Source organism: Psychroserpens sp. BH13MA-6 (assembly GCF_052983595.1).
On sequence record NZ_JBRJGE010000001.1, the window covers coordinates 776,389 to 795,243 of the forward strand.

An 18,855-nucleotide genomic window follows, 5' to 3' on the forward strand; every position below is an offset into this window, starting at 1 on the left:
TTTAACATCTGGACTTTTACTATTAAGTAAACGGTTAGTGTTATTGCTTAATAAATTTCTTGGTCAAAGTTTCATCACCATCATTGACTTCGATGAAATACATGCCTGATTTTAAATTAGACACATTGATTTCCTTCACAGAATCACCTTGCATCATCGTTTGACCTAGCATATTTATAATTCTGAAAGACGAATCTACGCCGTTTGGTAATTTCACAAATAAGGTGCTACCTTTCACTGGGTTCGGATAAATCACGAAATCCTCTTCAGATTCAAAAACGCTATCTGGTTCACTTGCACCTAACGCTCTAATACTATCTACTTTTCCAGAACCGTTAATACCTCTAATAGTCACTTGATCAATATAGATTTGATCATTATTACCAGAAGCATCACATTGGAATCTAAATTGAGAATTACTAGCGAAGTTAACTTCAGAAGCATTCAAAGATACCGTAGCTGTATAGAAGGTATTATTATTAAAGCTTGTTCCTCGCGCATAGGCAGCAACTGTAGACCATGACGATCCGTTATAGTAACGCACCCAGAAATCTTCACCATTTTCCATACTCACCGCATAGAAGTAGAATTCAATTTCAACTTGATCAAAACCTGTTAAATTCAGAGTAGGAGATGTCATTGCAGACGCTACACCTGAATTATCTCTTAATCTTATTGAATAATTGTTTTCGTAAGAATTGGATCCTGAATAACGTGCACAATCGCTTCCGCCGTCAGACCAGCCATCCCATCCAGATTCGAAGTAACCTTCACTCAAGATGGTTGTTCCTGGAGTTGAACATGGCGCACAAGAAGAGCCACCACAATCAATACCTGTTTCATCACCATTCTGAACACCGTCTGTACAAGTTGGAGCTGGGCTACTGCCTAAACAGAAATCAGTCACATCAGATGATGAGAAGGATCCACCAGAAGCTAATACTCCTGAACTATCAGTAAGACTATAAGACCCGTTTCCATAAGCACAGCAAATACCATCACCATAAGCATCGGTAATTGTGAACGTATAACAACCATCTGGTAAGCACAAGCTCTCAGTATAAGTTGACCCATCTGGCTGACTTCCATAAGTGCCACCAGAAGCAACTGTTTGTCCACCACTATTCGTTAATGTCCATGCTGTTTCCTCAGGGTAATTATCAAAAGTAATAGATAAATTAACATCGTTATCATTACAAGCCGTTTGACAAGGAGCACAAGACGAACCACCGCAATCTACGCCAGTTTCATCTCCGTTTTGAATACCATCAGAACAAGTTGGTGTAGATCCACCGCCATCACACTTCGTAGAAGCACCTAAGCTTGCTCTCACTCCTCCTGGGAGCAAGACAGCGCGCATTCTGTCACGTTGTCCTTGTGTGAATAAATTCATACAAGCATCATCACTGTAGTCCATATAGTTTTGTACCATATCTGTTGTCCCACATGATACGTGACTTGTGGCACATCCGTAATTGGCACCATCGGAAGTTGGCGTATCAGAAACAAAGTCATCCACAGAGCAACCACCGTCACCCCATATATGTCTTAGGTTTAAAAAGTGTCCAACCTCATGAGTTGTGGTTCTTCCAAGATTAAATGGTGCAGATAAATAAAATCCAGATCCTCCATTAACACTGCCGAAGTAATTTGGTCCCATAACGACACCATCGGTTGCAGCACTTCCTCCTGGAAATTGTGCATATCCTAAAATGCCACCACCAATGTTACAAACCCACATATTTAAATATTGGGATGTGTCCCAAGGATCGACACCACCTTGTGAGGATTTTTTCATCGCATCATTGGTTCCCCAAGATGTTTTATTTGTTGATTTTCTGGTGATTCCGTTGGTAGGGTTACCATTAGGGTCAACAGTTGCCATACAAAATTGTATTTCAGTATCCGCTGCTTGCAACCAAGTGTTGTCAGCGTCAGCATTCATTCTTCTGAAATCATCATTCAAAACTTGAATTTGAGATAAGATTTGGGCATCACTAATGTTTTCTTGTGAAGTTCGATACAGCACGTGCACCACAACTGGGATTGTAATGACAGAACCGTCTATTCTATCTTGTTGCATCGATTGAATCTTATTTTGGGTATAAGTTTCAATTTGAGCCATTCGTTGCGCTAGATTTGGATCTTGCTGCATTCTGTACTCTAAGTTTTCCATTGACGAACAGTTTCTGTCTTGTGCAAAAACCGAAGTCACTAATAGAAAACACACAGTCATTAATGTAATTGTTTTTTTCATACTGATAGTTAAATTAAAATGTGTTAATATGTGTTAAAAATCGAATGAAACTATTAAAATTTTGCGAATATCAAAATTTTACGATAACGTTTTCGTTGAAATACAAGAATAAAAAAAAACCTTACGGTTTCTCCGTAATTTGGCTTAATCAATTTCCTACAAAACGTCCTTTTTTAGCCAAATGAGGAGCGCGCATAAATTAAAAAAGTCTGGAGTTAATACCCAGAGAATTTATGATATGAGAGATTGCTAAAATTTGAATCAAAAAAAATTGATAGTGTCTCAAAAAGACCTCAAAAAACAATTTTAGAATTAAAATTGTTGTATTCTTCTTAAGGATTTGATGACCTAGGATGTTGATTGGAACTTAAAATATCGCGTTCATATCTCAGTGACATGAACAGCTGTTTTGTCTTCATTATCTTGAGAAGGATAAAGCATAATAATTCCGATGGTTATCAGCATAATAAAGCAACCTGCCACAATGAGACGCAACCTTTTGTTCATAATAGATGACTTTTAGTTTCAACAAGTATTGTAGTCCAATACTTCCGTTTATAAAAAGAGTTGAATTTATTAAAATTTTGTTAAAATCAAAATATTAAATTCTCATATTCGTCAAACAACCTATTTAAGGTTCATCACTTGAGATTTTTCTTAAGAGTTTTACTGAAAATAGCTACTTTTACTTATGGACAAACCAGAACTACTTCGAGTTAAAGACTTATCGATTTCCTTTTTTTCTGAAGGAAAACAGACTCAAATTATCAATCAAATATCTTACGAATTGTATCCTAATGAAATATTAGGAATTGTAGGTGAATCCGGTTCAGGAAAGTCTGTTTCGTCACTAGCGCTTCTTGGGTTATTACCAAAAAGGATATCGAAAATAACAGGTGGTACCATCCGTTATAATGCTAATGAATTGACCAAGATTTCCAATAAAGCATTTCAAAAACTGAGAGGAAAAGAGATTGCGATGATTTTTCAAGAACCAATGAGTTCCTTGAACCCTTCAATGACTTGTGGTAAACAAGTACTTGAAATTTTACGGCAACATACCTCACTTAACAAGGATGCTGCTAAAGAAGAAGTCCTCAAGTTATTTGAAAAAGTAAAATTACCACTGCCTGATCGGGTTTATAATGCCTATCCACATGAAATTTCTGGTGGTCAAAAACAACGGGTTATGATAGCCATGGCCATTGCTTGTAAACCAAAAATTTTGGTGGCAGATGAACCGACTACGGCATTGGATGTCACGGTACAAAAAGACATCATTGCACTATTAAAGCAATTACAAAAAGAAGAACAGATGAGTGTGATATTTATTTCACACGATTTATCACTTGTTTCTGAAATTGCCGATCGTGTTTTGGTTATGTACAAGGGAGATATCGTAGAACAAGGTCCAGTAGCAAGAATATTTAACGCGCCACAAAAATTATATACCAAGGCACTGATTAATTCTAGACCTTCTATGGATAAGCGATTGAAACAACTTCCCACGATTGATGATTTCATCAATGACACTGCAAATGACGCTGTTGTAACTTCAGAGGAACGCTTACTTAAACTCCGACAACTTTATGACAAGGCGCCACTTTTAGAGGTCTTGAACTTGGAAAAAACATACATTTCAAAATCAGGCTGGTTTTCAAAACCAGAAAGTTTCAAAGCCGTAGATAATGTCTCATTTAAATTATATGAAGGTGAAACTTTAGGTCTGGTTGGTGAGTCCGGATGTGGAAAATCGACATTATCTAACGCGATATTGCAATTAGATAAGCCCACAGCAGGATCAATTTTATATCAAGGTGTGGACATTACAAAACTTACAAATTCACAAATCAGACGATTGCGGAAAGACATACAAATAATTTTTCAAGATCCATATGCCTCATTAAACCCTCGACTAACAGTTGGTAAAGCTATTACAGAGCCAATGAAAGTTCATGGTATTGGTTCAACAGACGATGATAGAATAAACAAGGCTAAAGAACTACTTTTAAAAGTAGGTTTAGACGACAGCTACTTTGACCGTTATCCTCATGAATTTTCCGGAGGACAGCGTCAGAGAATTGGTATTGCACGTGCCATTGCCTTGGAACCGAAACTAATTATCTGCGATGAATCTGTATCTGCATTAGATATTTCTGTTCAGGCACAAGTTTTAAATTTACTCAACGAATTAAAAAATAACTACGGGTTTACCTATATTTTTATTTCACATGACTTGGCAGTAGTCAAATACATGTCCGATCAACTAATTGTCATGAATCAAGGAAAAATTGAAGAAATGGGAGATGCCGATCATATCTACAAGTCGCCAAAAACGGCATACACTAAAAAACTTATTCATGCTATTCCGAAAGGATTATAGCATGAATATTTTTTTAGTTAGGGTTAAGATATTTTTGAGCAATCTTAAAGTGTTTTGAAAACTCGCTAGAAGCTTGTTCTCAGTCAATGTAGGTTTAGGTAGATTTGGGGCAAAAAAGTTCATTTGGTTAAAATTTATGATAGATTTGGGGCAAATCATAAAAGTTAGTAAACAGTAAATTTGGTTATTTCGATTTGGTTCTGCTAATATGAAACTTATTTTCAATTTATCAGTTTAAATACATAATAAATCGATGAAATACACATTATTTTAACATTTAAGCCCTATAAAAGCGTATTTTCCTACAAATAAACTTTATTAGTATTTCTTTTTAAAATAAAAAAGCCACTTCAAAAGTGGCTTGCATTTTCTATTAACGGAGGAAAATTTTAAATGTCCATTTCAGGAATGTCTCCATCAATGATTAAAGTTCCTTCCGTGGCATTTTCAATAGTTTCTACAGAAACTCCTGGTGCACGCTCTAAAAGTTTAAATCCGTTAGGTGTTACTTCCAAAACAGCCAAATTAGTCACCACTTTTTTTACACAGCCCACGCCTGTTAGCGGTAAAGAACAGCGTTTCAATAACTTTGATGCACCTTCACGATTCGTATGCATCATGGCCACGATGATATTTTCTGCGCTAGCTACTAAATCCATGGCTCCTCCCATTCCCTTCACCATTTTTCCAGGAATTTTCCAATTAGCGATATCGCCATTTTCAGCCACTTCCATAGCACCTAAAATCGTAAGGTCCACGTGCTGACCGCGAATCATTGAAAAACTCATAGCAGAATCAAAAAAACTTGCACCAGGTAAGGTGGTAATGGTCTGTTTGCCCGCATTAATGATATCGGCATCTTCTTCTCCTTCAAAGGGGAATGGTCCCATTCCTAAGACACCATTTTCACTTTGAAATTCTACTTCAATATCATCTCTCACATAATTAGCTACCAACGTCGGAATTCCGATTCCGAGATTCACATAATAGCCATCTTGAACTTCTTTAGCGATACGTTTTGCAATGCCGTTTTTATCTAACATAATTAATTTCTTTGTCTTACAGTTCGTTGTTCAATTCGTTTCTCATAACGTTCTCCTTTAAATATACGTTGAACGAAAATACCAGGTATATGTATTTGGTTTGGATCAAGGGTTCCAACTGGTACTAGCTCTTCTACTTCGGCAACTGTAATCCTTGCTGCACCACACATATTCGGATTGAAATTACGAGCTGTTCCTTTGAATATAAGGTTACCTGCTTCATCCCCTTTCCAAGCTTTTACGAATGCAAAGTCTGCTTTAAAAGCATGTTCTAAGACATACATTTTACCGTCAAACTCTCGTGTCTCTTTACCTTCGGCAACTTCCGTACCATAGCCTGCTGGTGTGTAAATAGCTGGAAATCCTGCCTGAGCTGCTCTACAACGCTCTGCGAGTGTGCCCTGTGGAATTAATTCAACCTCTAGTTCACCTGATAGCATCTGGCGCTCAAATTCATCATTTTCTCCCACATAAGAAGAGGTCATTTTATCTATTTGCTTGCCTTGTAATAATAGTCCTAACCCAAAATCATCAACTCCCGCATTGTTGGAAATACATTTTAATCCTTTGACGCCCAATCGTACTAATTCTGCGATCGCATTTTCAGGAATACCAGATAGGCCAAAACCACCAAACATGAAGGTCATATTATCTGAAACGCCTTTTAGCGCCTCCTGAACATTCACCACTTTTTTACTTATCATTTGTTCTCTAATTTGTCAAGTGAAAATTACGAAATAAAAAAGCCATTCAAAAATGAATGGCTTGCCTTTTTCTTTCCTTTAAAAAGCTTAAAAATCGATAACGCCATCTAATTCATCCACCGGATCATTGCCATCGCCATCATTACCTTCCCATTTACTACAATCAACTTCAATGGATAAATTTGCTGGTTTCTCAAATTCTTCTTTAGAAATACCTAATTCTTCATCTGCATAACAAGCTTTCATATACAAGCCCCAGATTGGTAGAGCCATAGATGCTCCTTGACCATAGCCAAGACTTCTAAAATGAGCTGCTCTGTCTTCTGCGCCTACCCAAACACCCGTGACTAAGTTTGGAACCATTCCCATGAACCAACCATCACTTTGATTTTGAGTTGTCCCTGTTTTTCCTGCAATTGGATTCGTTAATTCGTAAGGATAACCTGTAATTATTTCCTTATACACTGGTGCATTCACTGCCCAAGTATGCCATAAACGTTTTCCTGACCCAGACTTGGTAACACCTTCCATCAAATTAATGGTGGTATAAGCCACTTCGGCACTCAAAACATCTTTGGTTTCTGGCGTAAATTGATATAAAACGGTTCCATTTTTATCCTCGATACGTGTGACCATAACAGGTTTGTTGTAAACACCTTTGTTAGCAAACGTCGCATAGGCAGCTACCATTTCGTAAACGCTAATGTCCGGCGTTCCTAAAGCTATGGCAGGCACAGCAGGAATATCAGAGTCTATACCTAAATTTTTAACCATATCAATAACAGGCTCTGGTCCTACCTTATCCATTAGACGTGCTGTGGCAGTATTCACTGAATTTGCCAACGCATCTTTTAGTGTTAGAAATCCATCATAACGACCGTTTGAATTTTTGGCCGTCCAAGGCAAGGGGTTTCCATATTTATTAGCCTCAATCGTAATTTGTTGTTGTGGAATAGTATCACAAGGAGACAAATGAAGCTGATCAATTGCCGTGGCATAGACAAAAGGTTTGAACGTAGAACCAACTTGTCGTTTTCCTTTTTTAACATGATCATACTGAAAATGTCTAAAATTCATCCCACCAACCCAGGCTTTTACATGACCTGTTTGTGGATCCATAGACATCATACCTGGTTGTAGAAACGATTTATAATAGCGCATAGAATCTATTGGCTTCAATACCGTATCGACTTCACTGGCTTTACCATTCACCCATTTGAAAACTGTCATCTGAGTTGGTTTTTCAAAGGAATCACGAATTTCCTTTTCTGATTTACCTGCCGCCTTCATAATTCTCCATCGTTCTGATCGCGACATACTTCGGTTTAGTAAATCTTCTATTTCCTTTTCACTTAATTCAAGAAAAGGCGCTGTTTTATTTTGTTTTGGCGTGTTTTGACTATCAAATGCTGCTTGTAATCTCGGCATGTGTCTTGCCACGGCATCCTCCGCATATCTTTGCATTCTGGAATCTATAGTCGTATATATTTTGAGTCCGTCATTATATAGACTGTATTTAGAGCCATCAGGTTTTGGATTTTCTTTGATCCAATCTTTCATAAACTCATCTAAATACGCTCTAAAATAAGTCGCTGTTCCTTCCCTATGAGATTCAGGAGTATAATTAAGTCCCAACTCTGTTGCTTGTAAACTGTCTTTTTTTTGTTCTGAAATGTACTCGTATTTGTACATCTGAGCGAGCACGACATCTCTTCTATTCTTGGTGCCTTCTGGATTACGATGCGGTCTTGGATTGTAGAGCGATGAGTTCTTAAACATGCCAACGAGCATTGCCGACTCTTTCAGTGTCAATTCCTTTGGTTCTTTACCGAAATAAATTCTTGAGGCACTTCTGATACCATCGGCATTATTTCCGAAGTCATAAATATTAAAATACATCGCAATGATCTCTTCTTTTGTGTACTGACGTTCAAGACGAATGGCAATGACCCATTCTTTAACTTTTTGAACCACACGCATAAATCGGTTTGAGGATACCTGCTTTGTAAATAACTGTTTCGCCAACTGCTGTGAAATCGTACTTGCACCACCACCTTTACCTAACTTAGCAATGGCTCTTAATGTTCCTCGGAAATCAATTCCAGAATGGTCAAAATACCGGATGTCTTCGGTCGCAACTAAGGCATCGACTAAGTCCTTTGGTAATTCTTCAAAATCAACAGGCGTTCTATTGTCTTCCAGATAAAATTTTCCGAGTGTTTTATTGTCTGAAGAAATGACCTCTGTGGCCAAAAATGTTTTTGGATTTTCAAGAATGGTATGATCTGGCATCTCTCCTAAAAGTCCCCAAGAAGCCAATAAGAACATTCCGAAAAAGGCGATGACTCCACCTGCAAAGATCATCCAAAAACGTCTTACGTATTTAGAAAAGTCTTGCGTTGGTTTCTTAACAGGTTTCTTCTTTGTTGCTGTTTTTTTTGCCATAATCAATTTGTTTTTGAATGTTCAATTCTAAAACCAATATCTGTAATACCTTCTAATTTATCGACGCCTTCAACAATCCCATTTTTTCTCATAGCATGTTGAATATTGACAGTATATTCGCCACTTTCCTCAAATACAAACGGGTCGATATAGCCTTTGTACCACAATTTATTCTCTTTCAAATCTGTAAATCCAGTTCCCATAAAAGTCCCATCTGGATAGGCCATTCTATACTCCAAAGTGTCTTTTAATGTTTTTCCATTAGGATACCCTAACTCTACAATTAAAAATAAATTACTGAATTTATAATTTTCTGTATTCCTCAGGTTCACGAATAAGTTATAGGCATTGATCGTATCTGGTGGTGTAAACTTAAATTCTATACGCTCATCTTTATCCCACTCGTCAGGTACTGATTGATACTCGTCAAAAACTCGGTCGTTATCACAAGAAGCTAGTGTCATCAGGACAAACAAACCAAGGATCCAATACTTATTTTTTTGCATTGTTATTATTTGATTTATTGCGACGTCTTTTCTTCCCTTTATTATTTCTACGTTTGTTTTTACGTCTTGGACTATCAAAACGTGTTAAACTATCTTGACCCACAACGTTTTCAAACTCTGTTTTAGTATCTTCTATAAGTTCAGAAGCGTATTCTTCAAGGCTGGCAACTTTTTCCTTTCGTTTGTTTTTTTCAATAATTTCGTTCGCTTGATCCGTTGTCAATTTATGCCAGTTCATCCATTCCCCTTCATAAGCATACCACATATGACCTTTAAATATGTCTGTCTTTTGACAAACTGCTTTTCCCTTTTCAGTATATAAACGTGTTTCTGTTTTTGGAAAGGCCTTTAAGGCATCAAGATAAGCATCTAATTCATAATTAAGACAGCATTTTAACTTCCCGCATTGTCCTGCCAATTTTAATGGATTCAAGGATAATTGCTGGTATCTAGCCGCAGACGTGCTCACTGATCTAAAATCAGTTAGCCAAGTTGAGCAACAAAGTTCTCGACCACAGGACCCAATACCTCCAAGACGTGCAGCTTCTTGACGGAAACCTACTTGCTTCATTTCAATACGTGTTCTAAACTCTCGAGCGAACACTTTGATTAATTCTCTAAAATCAACACGTTCTTCAGCTGTATAATAGAATGTCGCTTTACTTGCATCGCCTTGATATTCGATATCCGAAATCTTCATCTTTAGATTTAGATCAATAGCAAATTGTCTGGCCTTCACCTTCATAGGCTCCTCTTTGTCTCGGGCAGCAGACCATACATCAATATCTTTTTGACTAGCTTTACGGTAAATTTTTAAAACGTTTTCACTATCATCGATAGCAATTTTTTTACGTTTCATTTGTATTCTCACCAACTCGCCTGTAAGCGTCACCATCCCGATATCATGACCCGTTTTGGCTTGGGTCGCTACGATATCTCCGATACTTAATGTGAGATTTTCGGTGTTTTTATAATATTGCTTTCGCCCATTTTTAAATCGGACTTCCACGCCAATAAATGGGTCTTGTCCTTGTGGTAACGACATGTTGGCCAACCAATCAAAAACAGTCAGTTTATTACAGCTATCTGTGCCGCAAGTCCCATTGTTTTTGCATCCTTTCGGTTGTCCATCCTTTCCAGTTGAGCAACTGTTACAACTCATGAAATTATATATAAAATTCGACAACTCTCAGTGTTGTCAAATGGCGATTAATAATTATTTTGAAATGTAAAGATAAGATTATTATAATGACTTAAAAAAGGCCTGACTCAATTAAACTCAATTTCGTAATTTAATCTATTTGTGAGTGACCTTAATTGCTTTTTGGTCTTAAAAATATTAGAGAAAAGTGTGTGGCTCCAACCAATTTGTTTTGAGAAATCATTGAATGACTCTTCTCTCCAATTAAATCCTTCTTTCCAAAATTTATTAGGCGAAATATAGCAAAACGTATAATCAAAAATAAAGCTCGATTCATTTTCATTAGACAGGCTAGAAATCGATTGTGGCGCTAACAAAGTGATATCATACTGCTTACAGCGTTCCCTAACAGTCCTAATCACTTCAGGGTAATCATCTGTTAAGGTGGAAATATCAAAGTCATTGTACTCGGTATTTCCGATTTTCTGAATGGGTCTAATTTGAAGAATATCAAAACTTTCCGGACTGAAATGCTTGAAAAATTCTTGCAACTCGTAAAAATTGTCCTTATTAAAAGTGTAATTGATTCTAACCTTAAAATCATAAGTAGCTTTTAAGGCTTCAAATGCCTTAAATGCATTGAGGAATTTTTCATAACTAGCCTTTTGCATAAAGCTTTCGTAACTCTCCTTAGTGACCCCATGAAGGGAAATCGTAAACTCATTAAGCCCTGCTTTCAACAAGGCTTCAATTTTTTCCTCAGTAAGTAAATTGGCATTGGTTGTAATGGAAATATAAGGCACTTGATATTGTTTCCCTAAAGCGACAATTTTTTCAAGATTCTTGTATAAGGTAGGTTCTGTTCCACAGCCTATTTGAAGTTTTAAAGCACGTTTAAATATGGCTTTTGCCACCAAATCTAAATCATCAGGTTTAAATTGACCTTTTAGGGTTTTAACATAATCGGCATCCGTAAAATAACACATCTTACAACGCAAATTACAAGCCATCACAGGATCCAGGTTCACAGCTAAATACCTTTTATTAAGCTTGTGTAACAAAAAAAGCCCTAGAAACTTAATTCTATGGCTTTTTATTTTTCTATTGAGTTGTAATAGCTTGTAAATATTCACGGTGTCTATTTTTTGAGCGACTCAAAAATATTCCTGAGATCTTTTTTGAAAGGCAAATGATCTGCTCGTCCTTTTTTAAAAATGTCATTACTATTGCCTTGTCCTTTTCTCAATGCTTTTTGCTCTTCGTAAGGAAGTCTATTGATTTCCATGCAATTGGTAGAGCAACAATTTTCCATTTGAGCTTTACATTCTTCACACTGAATGAAAAGTAAATGACAAGCCTCATTCGCACAATTAGTGTGCATATCTGCCGGCTTCCCACATTGATGACAGTTGGCAATAACGTCATCACTAATGCGTTCAGAACGTCGTTGATCGAACACAAAGTTTTTTCCTATGAACTTATTCTCCAAATTATTCGCTTCAACCTGTCTCACATAATTAATAATGCCGCCTTCCAGTTGAAACACATTTTTGAACCCCTTGTGTTTGTAGTAAGCACTCGCCTTTTCACAGCGAATACCTCCTGTACAGTACATCACAAGATTCTTATCTTCCTTGTGTTCTTTTAAATCCTCTTCAATTAAATCCAAGGATTCTCTAAACGTATCCACATCAGGTGTTACAGCATTTTTAAAATGACCTATTTCACTTTCATAATGATTGCGCATATCCACTAATACAGTATTTGGGTCTTCTATAAGCGTATTGAATTGTTCGGCACCAACATGAATACCTTTATTAGTCACATCAAAAGTATCGTCATTTAAGCCATCAGCCACAATCTTATGACGCACTTTGACTTTCAATTTCAAAAAGGCAAAATTATCATGCTCTATGGCTATGTTTAATCGCACATTTTCTAAAAAAGTAATCGTATCTAAATGGTTTTTAAAAGCTTCAAAATTATCTGCAGGCACAGAAAGTTGTGCATTTATGCCTTCGTTCGCAATGTAGATTCTACCTAAAACGTCTAGCTGATCCCATGCTAAGAACATGTGGTTTCTAAAAATTTCGGTATTATTAATTTTGGCGTACTTATAAAAAGAGATCGTTAAGCGTTCTTTTCCCGCTTTTTCGATGAGACTAGCTCTTTCTTCAGCACTTAAGTTATTGTACAGTTGCATGCTATACTAATTTTAAGGTTAAAGATTATCTATGTTGCAAAGGTATTCTTTTTCAACAAATATCAAATGGATGACATAAAAAAGCCCTCTAGCGTTGCTAAAGGGCTTTTTTGAGGACTAACTCGTTATTAATATTTTTAAAATGTTTGTCTTAAAAATATGGAACGAGTTAACCTCCATCGGCTTTACAATTACTGTTTATACCTACAGTAACTGAAACACCTAATGCGAAATTTAAAATAATTTTTCTAAAGAATCTCATTTTCAAATAAGCATTAAATTTTTGGATATGCTTTATAGCCTTTGAGTCTCGGAACTTACTAGATTAACTGATTTTCTTGACTCAGTCGCGCTGCTTTTCTAGAAAAAGCACAAAGTCAATCAAATTCAGAAATGATAGTAAAGCTTCCTTTTTCATTAGTTTAAAAGCTTCTTTTTCATAACAAGATTTCCCAATCTCAATTGGTAGATGCAAAAAGTTTAAAAAGGTTGCGTCTTAAGGTCAAAAAAATTAAAAGATGTTGTATTTTAGCTAACGTTTCAAATTAAAAATTACAGATAGATGAGCAGTGAAAAAGACGCAAAATTAAAAGCATTAAAATTAACTTTAGATAAATTAGATAAGGCTTACGGAAAAGGAACAGTAATGAAAATGAGCGATCAGGCGGTCGTTGATGTAGATGCTATTCCGTCGGGATCCTTAGGACTCGACATTGCTTTAGGAGTAGGTGGATATCCTAGAGGACGTGTGATAGAAATTTATGGTCCAGAGTCTTCGGGTAAAACAACCTTGACTTTGCATGCCATTGCTGAAGCACAAAAAGCTGGAGGTATAGCAGCTTTTATAGATGCAGAACACGCCTTCGACAGAACCTATGCCGAAAAACTGAATGTGGATATTGATAACTTGATTATCTCTCAACCCGACAACGGTGAACAAGCACTTGAAATCACTGATAATTTGATTCGTTCCGGCGCTATTGATATCGTCGTTGTGGATTCCGTAGCCGCCTTAACACCTAAAAGTGAAATTGAAGGAGAAATGGGAGATTCCAAAATGGGATTACATGCCCGATTAATGTCACAAGCATTGAGGAAACTTACAGGTTCGATTAGTAAGACCAACTGTACGGTTATTTTTATCAACCAATTACGTGAAAAAATTGGCGTTATGTTTGGGAACCCAGAAACCACAACAGGTGGAAATGCGTTGAAATTCTACGCATCTGTGCGGTTAGATATTAGAAGGTCGACACAAATTAAGGAAACCGATGGCACTGTTGCTGGAAACAAAACCAGAGTAAAGGTCGTCAAGAACAAAGTCGCTCCACCATTCAAAATGTGTGAATTCGATATCATGTATGGTGAAGGAATTTCAAAAGTCGGTGAAATATTAGATGTGGCTGTAGAGCACGAAATCATTAAAAAGAGTGGCTCATGGTTTAGTTATGGTGACACGAAACTAGGTCAAGGTCGTGATGCTGTAAAATCTCTTATTAAAGATAATCCTGAGCTTATGGATGAATTGGAAGAAAAAGTTCGAGCAATTATTAGTTCAAACGACTAAAAAAACAATCGCGAAATAAAAAAATCCCTCTTTTTGGGATTTTTTTTGCTTTTAGACGCAACCATTGTATACATTTTGCATCTAGTTATTGAAATCAACCGTATTTCAAAACCAAATTTTACAAATGAAGAAGATTTTTATAATAAGTTTTTTACTGTTTTCCCTGTTTTCATGTAGTGTAGGAGACGATACGCCTAATTTCTATTATGAGATTTTGCCTGTGGAAAGTGTGGATATCCCTGATGAATTTCAGTTTGGAAGTGTTCATGAAATTTCCTTAACCTATTACAAGCCAACTGATTGCCATGTGTTTAACAATTTTTTTTATGAAACAGACCTCAACCAAAGAACCGTAGCTGTGGTGACTTCTGTGTATACCAATCAAAATTGTAATGATGTGAATAATCTTGAAGAGGTGTCTTTTAATTTTGAAGTTAACAGCTTTGAACCATACACTTTTAGATTTTGGCAAGGAACCGATGAAAACGGGAATGACACCTACTACATTGTTGAAGTACCTGTAGTAGAATAATTAACTTTTAATAAAATCCAATCATGTGAGTTTAGACCAACTCATAGAGCAGTGTAAAAAAAATGATGCTCAAGCACAAAGTCAACTATATAAGCTATACGCGAGTAAACTGTTTTCGATTTGCTTGAAGTATTCCCGTAATTATGCCGAAGCGGAAGATAATTTACAGGACGCTTATATCACGATTTTTAAAAAAATACATCAATTTAAAAGTCAAGGTTCTCTGGAAGGTTGGATGAAAAGAATTACGATTAATACGGCTTTGCAGCGCTACAGAAGTGCTGGAGTTTTTAGTATTGTCAATGAAGAACAAATTGAAGATGTGTCGGTGGAAGTTGAAGACAATCAGATGAGTCTTGACTTTCTTTTAAACATCATTCAAGAATTACCAGATCGGTATCGATTGGTATTTAATTTATATGCCTTAGACGATTATTCGCATAAGGAGATTGCAGACATGTTGGATATTTCAACAGGTACATCAAAATCAAATTTAGCAAGAGCGCGTTTGATTTTAAAAGATAAAATTGAAGAACATAAAGCGAGTCTCAACTCGCAAAGTTTATAATGAGTGATAAAAAACATATAGACAAACTCTTTAAAGAGCAACTTAAAAATTTTGAAGTTGCTCCAGATGACGCTGTTTGGGAACGAATTGAGAAGGAACTCCACAAGGAAGATCGCAAAAAACGAATCATTATTCCTCTTTGGTGGAAAGTTGCTGGTGTTGCGGCCGCACTTGTAGTAATGTTTACCGTTGGAAACACTTTATTGAATAAGAGTACTGATACCGTGCAACCTCAGGTTGGAGACACTAAAATTAAGACCGATTCAAACGAGACGATTGGTAAAGACAAAAAAGATAAGGCAACAAATCAATTATTGTCGGAAGAAGCGACCGATGACGCAGTGGTTGATAATAATCAAAGGGAGTCTACAGATTCAAACACCTCAGAAAAAAGTTTTGACACTGAAGCTTTAACTAATGAAGCATCAACCAATAACTCTGTGACTAACACATCTGAAGATTCAAATAAGAACATAAATAAAAACCCTTCCATACTCAAGGAAAAAGCGCCAACGAAAGAGGCTGTTGCCAACACTAATTCTCAGAAGAAAGAGACGCAAAACCCCTTGAATAAAAGCCAATTACCTGTAAATAACACTGAGAAAAACGAGAAAAACGCCATGGCCGTTTCAAAAGAAAATCAGAGTAAATCTACGGATGACTTAAGAAAAGACCAATCAGAAATTGACAAATTACTTAAGGATTCAAAAAACGGGAAATCAACACAGGTCACAACTGCAAATAATTCTGAAACAGAACATCAGCTTGAGACCATTGATTCGACTAAAGCTAGTCAAGCTCTGAAAGAAAAAAATGCCATTGAGGAGGCCATTGCAGATGCTGAAAAGTCAGAGGATTCGATTGATAAAGCGGCTATTCCGATGACCCGATGGAGTGTCGCACCCAATGTAGCTCCAGTGTATTTCAACACCTTAGGCAGAGGTTCTTCTTTGGATAATCAATTCATTGATAATAATAAAGAAGGAGATGTGACTATGAGTTATGGTATCAAAGGGACGTACGCTATTAGTAAAAAATTAAGGATACGTGCGGGTGTGCACAAAGTAGATATGGGCTATACCACTGATAACATTTTAGTGTTTAATGATGCCAATGCTTCTGTTGAAAATAGCCGACTCTTGCAAAATATTAAACTGAATGACACGATGAATAACAATGCTTATGTAAGTGCCAATAGTGTGAGCTTTGCGTCTGGGCCAAATATTTTATCCACGAAAGAACAAGGTTCAATTGATCAACGTTTAGGTTTTATTGAAGTTCCTGTTGAAATTGAATACCAATTATTCAATAAGAAAGTTGGTGTGAATCTTATCGGTGGGTTTAGTACCCTATTCTTAAGCGATAATGAAGTTTACTCAGTACAAAATAATGGCAATAGAACGCTTATGGGAGAAGCCACTAATATTCGGGACATGAGCTACAGTGCCAATTTTGGTATTGGTGTGAATTACAATTTTACGAGACAATTACAATTCAATCTTGAACCTACGTTCAAGTATCAAATAAATACCTTCAATAATACCGCTGGAGATTTTCAGCCCTTTTTTATTGGAGTTTATACAGGACTTAGTTTTAAGTTTTAGGTTTTTTAGTTGGTTAGATAGTTATTGCAAACTTAATATGCAATGATGATGAAAAAGCTGCTCTGTGCCAAGAGCGGCTTTTTTAATGGGTTAATTGCGCTAAAAGAAGCTGATGCGCCTTTGCATTTATGCTTTTTGTATCTTCTATAGTGAGGTCTTTCGTAGGAATAAAAGTATGTACCTTCACTCTCATAGGTCCGGGTCCTCCACTGAAAAACGTATAAGAAAACCGCTTTTTATTATCCATGAATGTAATAGGAACAATAGGAATCTGATGATTAATTGCCATTCGAAAAGCACCGTCTTTGAAATCATCAAGTATGATGTGTTCATCTGGCACACCACCTTCAGGGAAAATACAAATACTCATGCCTTGTTTTAACCGTCTTTGTGCTCTTAAAAATACGGCTTGCCTACTTTTCGCACTACTTCTATCCACTAAAATACTCGTACGCTTATAGAAAAACCCAAATAAGGGTATTTTTGCCAATTCTTTTTTACCAACGAACACAAATGGGTTTTTCACCGTGACTAACATGAGCATTATGTCGGCCATAGAAGTGTGGTTTGCAATAAACATATAGCTTTTATCAGGTTGTGGTGATTGTTCTCGTTGAATTTTGACACGAAACCCCATTCCAAATAGAATAAAGCGTGCCCATAACCTAGCTAATCTAAAAAAGAAGGGATACCACGATTCTTTTAATATGGAAATCACGAGTATGGGAAGGAGTATGATAATTGGTATGGCTACCAAAACATAGAACCATATACGATAGAAAACCCAAAAGACGTGTTTAAATAGCTTCATAGGGCTCAAAACTACTTAAATTAATTCAACATTTCTATTAAAAAAATTACCTTTGCTGACGATATAAGTTGAATGAACAATTAAATTTATTTCCGCTTTTGCGGCAAACCGTCATGGCAAGAATACTCACCGGCATACAAAGTACAGGAACACCACATCTAGGTAATATTTTAGGCGCAATTTTACCAGCTATTGAAATGGCGAACGATTCAAAAAACGAGTCGTATCTTTTTATTGCGAATTTGCACACCCTAACACAAATCAAAGATGCTACATTATTAAGACAACACACCTATTCTGTTGCAGCTACTTGGTTAGCTTTCGGTTTAGATATTAATAAAACCGTATTTTACAGACAGAGTGATATTCCGCAGGTAACTGAATTAGCTTGGTATTTAGATTGTTTTTTTCCTTTTAAACGACTGAAGCTAGCTCATGGCTTTAAAGATAAAGCAGATCGGCTGGATGATGTGAATTCAGGTCTTTTTATGTATCCAATGCTTATGGCTGCAGATATCCTTTTATACGATGCAGATATCATCCCAGTAGGAAAAGATCAATTACAACACATAGAAATGACGCGTGATGTTGCCACTCGTTTTCATGCCAAAATGGGAGAAACTTTTGTTTTACCTGAAAGTAAAGTACAAGAACAGACCAAATTAATTCCTGGTACTGATGGTGAAAAAATGAGCAAGAGTAGAAATAACTTTATCAATATATTCTTGCCAGAAAAAAAATTACGAAAACAAATCATGGCTATCGAAACCGATAGTACTCCGTTAGAAGAGCCTAAAGACTGGCGTACTTGTAATTGCTTTGCTTTATATAAATTATTGGCTTCTGAACAAGAGATTGAAACGATGATTTCCAATTATGAAAATGGTGGTTATGGCTATGGCCATGCTAAACAAGCCTTGTTTGAATTGATTTTAAATAAATTTAGCGCACAACGCGAGCGTTATGATCATTATATGAATCATCTTAATGAACTCGATGATGCTCTTGCCATTGGTGCGGAAAAAGCGAAAATCGTCGCTAATGATGTTCTTGATCGTGTGCGTTCAAAAGTGGGCTATTAATCGTTTTTA

16 protein-coding genes are annotated in these 18,855 nt (G+C 36.5%); 6 read left to right on the plus strand and 10 right to left on the minus strand.

Annotated elements, in window-relative coordinates:
* Positions 1-40: 40 nt before the first annotated feature.
* Together ACU8DI_RS03385 and ACU8DI_RS03390 are read right to left on the minus strand one after the other, a co-directional pair.
* Positions 41-2,257, minus strand: coding sequence for a M43 family zinc metalloprotease (locus ACU8DI_RS03385; protein WP_447111326.1), 2,217 nt, complete (start codon positions 2,255-2,257; stop codon positions 41-43).
* 381 nt (positions 2,258-2,638) lie between these two features.
* On the minus strand, positions 2,639-2,764 hold the full coding sequence (locus ACU8DI_RS03390) for a hypothetical protein (RefSeq protein WP_447111327.1): 126 nt from the start codon (positions 2,762-2,764) through the stop codon (positions 2,639-2,641).
* 184 nt (positions 2,765-2,948) lie between these two features.
* Between ACU8DI_RS03390 and ACU8DI_RS03395 the strand changes: the two genes are divergently transcribed.
* Complete coding sequence (locus tag ACU8DI_RS03395; RefSeq protein WP_447111328.1) at positions 2,949-4,640, plus strand: ABC transporter ATP-binding protein; 1,692 nt, start codon at positions 2,949-2,951, stop codon at positions 4,638-4,640.
* A 389-nt stretch (positions 4,641-5,029) separates the two neighbouring features.
* Here ACU8DI_RS03395 and ACU8DI_RS03400 read toward each other — a convergent pair whose 3' ends face one another.
* The 7 genes from ACU8DI_RS03400 to trhO all read right to left on the minus strand — a co-directional run bounded on the left by ACU8DI_RS03400 (position 5,030) and on the right by trhO (position 12,682).
* On the minus strand, positions 5,030-5,683 hold the full coding sequence (locus tag ACU8DI_RS03400; protein WP_447111329.1) for a 3-oxoacid CoA-transferase subunit B: 654 nt from the start codon (positions 5,681-5,683) through the stop codon (positions 5,030-5,032).
* A 2-nt stretch (positions 5,684-5,685) separates the two neighbouring features.
* Positions 5,686-6,387 (minus strand): CoA transferase subunit A, encoded by a 702-nt coding sequence (locus tag ACU8DI_RS03405; RefSeq protein WP_447111330.1) that lies wholly within the window; start codon positions 6,385-6,387, stop codon positions 5,686-5,688.
* A gap of 87 nt (positions 6,388-6,474) precedes the next feature.
* Positions 6,475-8,832, minus strand: coding sequence for a penicillin-binding protein 1A (locus ACU8DI_RS03410; RefSeq protein WP_447111331.1), 2,358 nt, complete (start codon positions 8,830-8,832; stop codon positions 6,475-6,477).
* 2 nt (positions 8,833-8,834) lie between these two features.
* On the minus strand, positions 8,835-9,338 hold the full coding sequence (locus ACU8DI_RS03415; protein ID WP_447111332.1) for a gliding motility lipoprotein GldH: 504 nt from the start codon (positions 9,336-9,338) through the stop codon (positions 8,835-8,837).
* Positions 9,325-10,500 carry a PSP1 domain-containing protein gene (locus ACU8DI_RS03420; protein WP_447111333.1) on the minus strand — a complete coding sequence of 392 codons (1,176 nt, stop codon included), beginning with the start codon at positions 10,498-10,500 and terminating at the stop codon, positions 9,325-9,327. The genes ACU8DI_RS03415 and ACU8DI_RS03420 overlap by 14 nt, the downstream gene beginning before the upstream one ends.
* 107 nt (positions 10,501-10,607) lie before the next feature.
* On the minus strand, positions 10,608-11,612 hold the full coding sequence (locus ACU8DI_RS03425; protein ID WP_447111334.1) for a radical SAM protein: 1,005 nt from the start codon (positions 11,610-11,612) through the stop codon (positions 10,608-10,610).
* 5 nt (positions 11,613-11,617) lie between these two features.
* Entirely contained in the window at positions 11,618-12,682 is a 1,065-nt protein-coding gene (gene trhO, locus ACU8DI_RS03430) for an oxygen-dependent tRNA uridine(34) hydroxylase TrhO (RefSeq protein ID WP_447111335.1), read from the minus strand.
* A 562-nt stretch (positions 12,683-13,244) separates the two neighbouring features.
* Between trhO and recA the strand changes: the two genes are divergently transcribed.
* The 4 genes from recA to ACU8DI_RS03450 all read left to right on the plus strand — a co-directional run bounded on the left by recA (position 13,245) and on the right by ACU8DI_RS03450 (position 16,953).
* On the plus strand, positions 13,245-14,249 hold the full coding sequence (gene recA, locus ACU8DI_RS03435; RefSeq protein WP_447111336.1) for a recombinase RecA: 1,005 nt from the start codon (positions 13,245-13,247) through the stop codon (positions 14,247-14,249).
* Positions 14,250-14,373: 124 nt separating this feature from the next.
* A complete protein-coding gene (locus tag ACU8DI_RS03440; RefSeq protein WP_447111337.1) occupies positions 14,374-14,781 on the plus strand; it encodes a hypothetical protein in 408 nt (135 codons plus the stop codon).
* Positions 14,782-14,806: 25 nt separating this feature from the next.
* Positions 14,807-15,349 carry an RNA polymerase sigma factor gene (locus ACU8DI_RS03445; protein WP_447111338.1) on the plus strand — a complete coding sequence of 181 codons (543 nt, stop codon included), beginning with the start codon at positions 14,807-14,809 and terminating at the stop codon, positions 15,347-15,349.
* Complete coding sequence (locus tag ACU8DI_RS03450) at positions 15,349-16,953, plus strand: hypothetical protein (protein ID WP_447111339.1); 1,605 nt, start codon at positions 15,349-15,351, stop codon at positions 16,951-16,953. The genes ACU8DI_RS03445 and ACU8DI_RS03450 overlap by 1 nt, the downstream gene beginning before the upstream one ends.
* Positions 16,954-17,035: 82 nt before the next feature.
* Here the strand turns inward: ACU8DI_RS03450 and ACU8DI_RS03455 are convergent, their stop codons facing one another.
* On the minus strand, positions 17,036-17,764 hold the full coding sequence (locus ACU8DI_RS03455; RefSeq protein WP_447111340.1) for a lysophospholipid acyltransferase family protein: 729 nt from the start codon (positions 17,762-17,764) through the stop codon (positions 17,036-17,038).
* 113 nt (positions 17,765-17,877) lie between these two features.
* Between ACU8DI_RS03455 and trpS the strand changes: the two genes are divergently transcribed.
* On the plus strand, positions 17,878-18,846 hold the full coding sequence (trpS, locus tag ACU8DI_RS03460; protein ID WP_447111341.1) for a tryptophan--tRNA ligase: 969 nt from the start codon (positions 17,878-17,880) through the stop codon (positions 18,844-18,846).
* Positions 18,847-18,855 lie beyond the last annotated feature (9 nt).

What these genes read in the sequence shown, in the direction of transcription:
- ACU8DI_RS03440 (WP_447111337.1), top strand. Translation starts at nt 14,374, where the DNA reads ATGAAGAAGATTTTTATAATAAGTTTTTTACTGTTTTCCCTGTTTTCA.
- ACU8DI_RS03455 (WP_447111340.1), bottom strand. Translation starts at nt 17,764, where the DNA reads ATGAAGCTATTTAAACACGTCTTTTGGGTTTTCTATCGTATATGGTTC.
- trpS (WP_447111341.1), top strand. Translation starts at nt 17,878, where the DNA reads ATGGCAAGAATACTCACCGGCATACAAAGTACAGGAACACCACATCTA.
- ACU8DI_RS03450 (WP_447111339.1), top strand. Translation starts at nt 15,349, where the DNA reads ATGAGTGATAAAAAACATATAGACAAACTCTTTAAAGAGCAACTTAAA.
- ACU8DI_RS03415 (WP_447111332.1), bottom strand. Translation starts at nt 9,338, where the DNA reads ATGCAAAAAAATAAGTATTGGATCCTTGGTTTGTTTGTCCTGATGACA.
- ACU8DI_RS03400 (WP_447111329.1), bottom strand. Translation starts at nt 5,683, where the DNA reads ATGTTAGATAAAAACGGCATTGCAAAACGTATCGCTAAAGAAGTTCAA.
- ACU8DI_RS03405 (WP_447111330.1), bottom strand. Translation starts at nt 6,387, where the DNA reads ATGATAAGTAAAAAAGTGGTGAATGTTCAGGAGGCGCTAAAAGGCGTT.
- ACU8DI_RS03390 (WP_447111327.1), bottom strand. Translation starts at nt 2,764, where the DNA reads ATGAACAAAAGGTTGCGTCTCATTGTGGCAGGTTGCTTTATTATGCTG.
- ACU8DI_RS03385 (WP_447111326.1), bottom strand. Translation starts at nt 2,257, where the DNA reads ATGAAAAAAACAATTACATTAATGACTGTGTGTTTTCTATTAGTGACT.
- ACU8DI_RS03420 (WP_447111333.1), bottom strand. Translation starts at nt 10,500, where the DNA reads ATGAGTTGTAACAGTTGCTCAACTGGAAAGGATGGACAACCGAAAGGA.
- ACU8DI_RS03395 (WP_447111328.1), top strand. Translation starts at nt 2,949, where the DNA reads ATGGACAAACCAGAACTACTTCGAGTTAAAGACTTATCGATTTCCTTT.
- trhO (WP_447111335.1), bottom strand. Translation starts at nt 12,682, where the DNA reads ATGCAACTGTACAATAACTTAAGTGCTGAAGAAAGAGCTAGTCTCATC.
- recA (WP_447111336.1), top strand. Translation starts at nt 13,245, where the DNA reads ATGAGCAGTGAAAAAGACGCAAAATTAAAAGCATTAAAATTAACTTTA.
- ACU8DI_RS03410 (WP_447111331.1), bottom strand. Translation starts at nt 8,832, where the DNA reads ATGGCAAAAAAAACAGCAACAAAGAAGAAACCTGTTAAGAAACCAACG.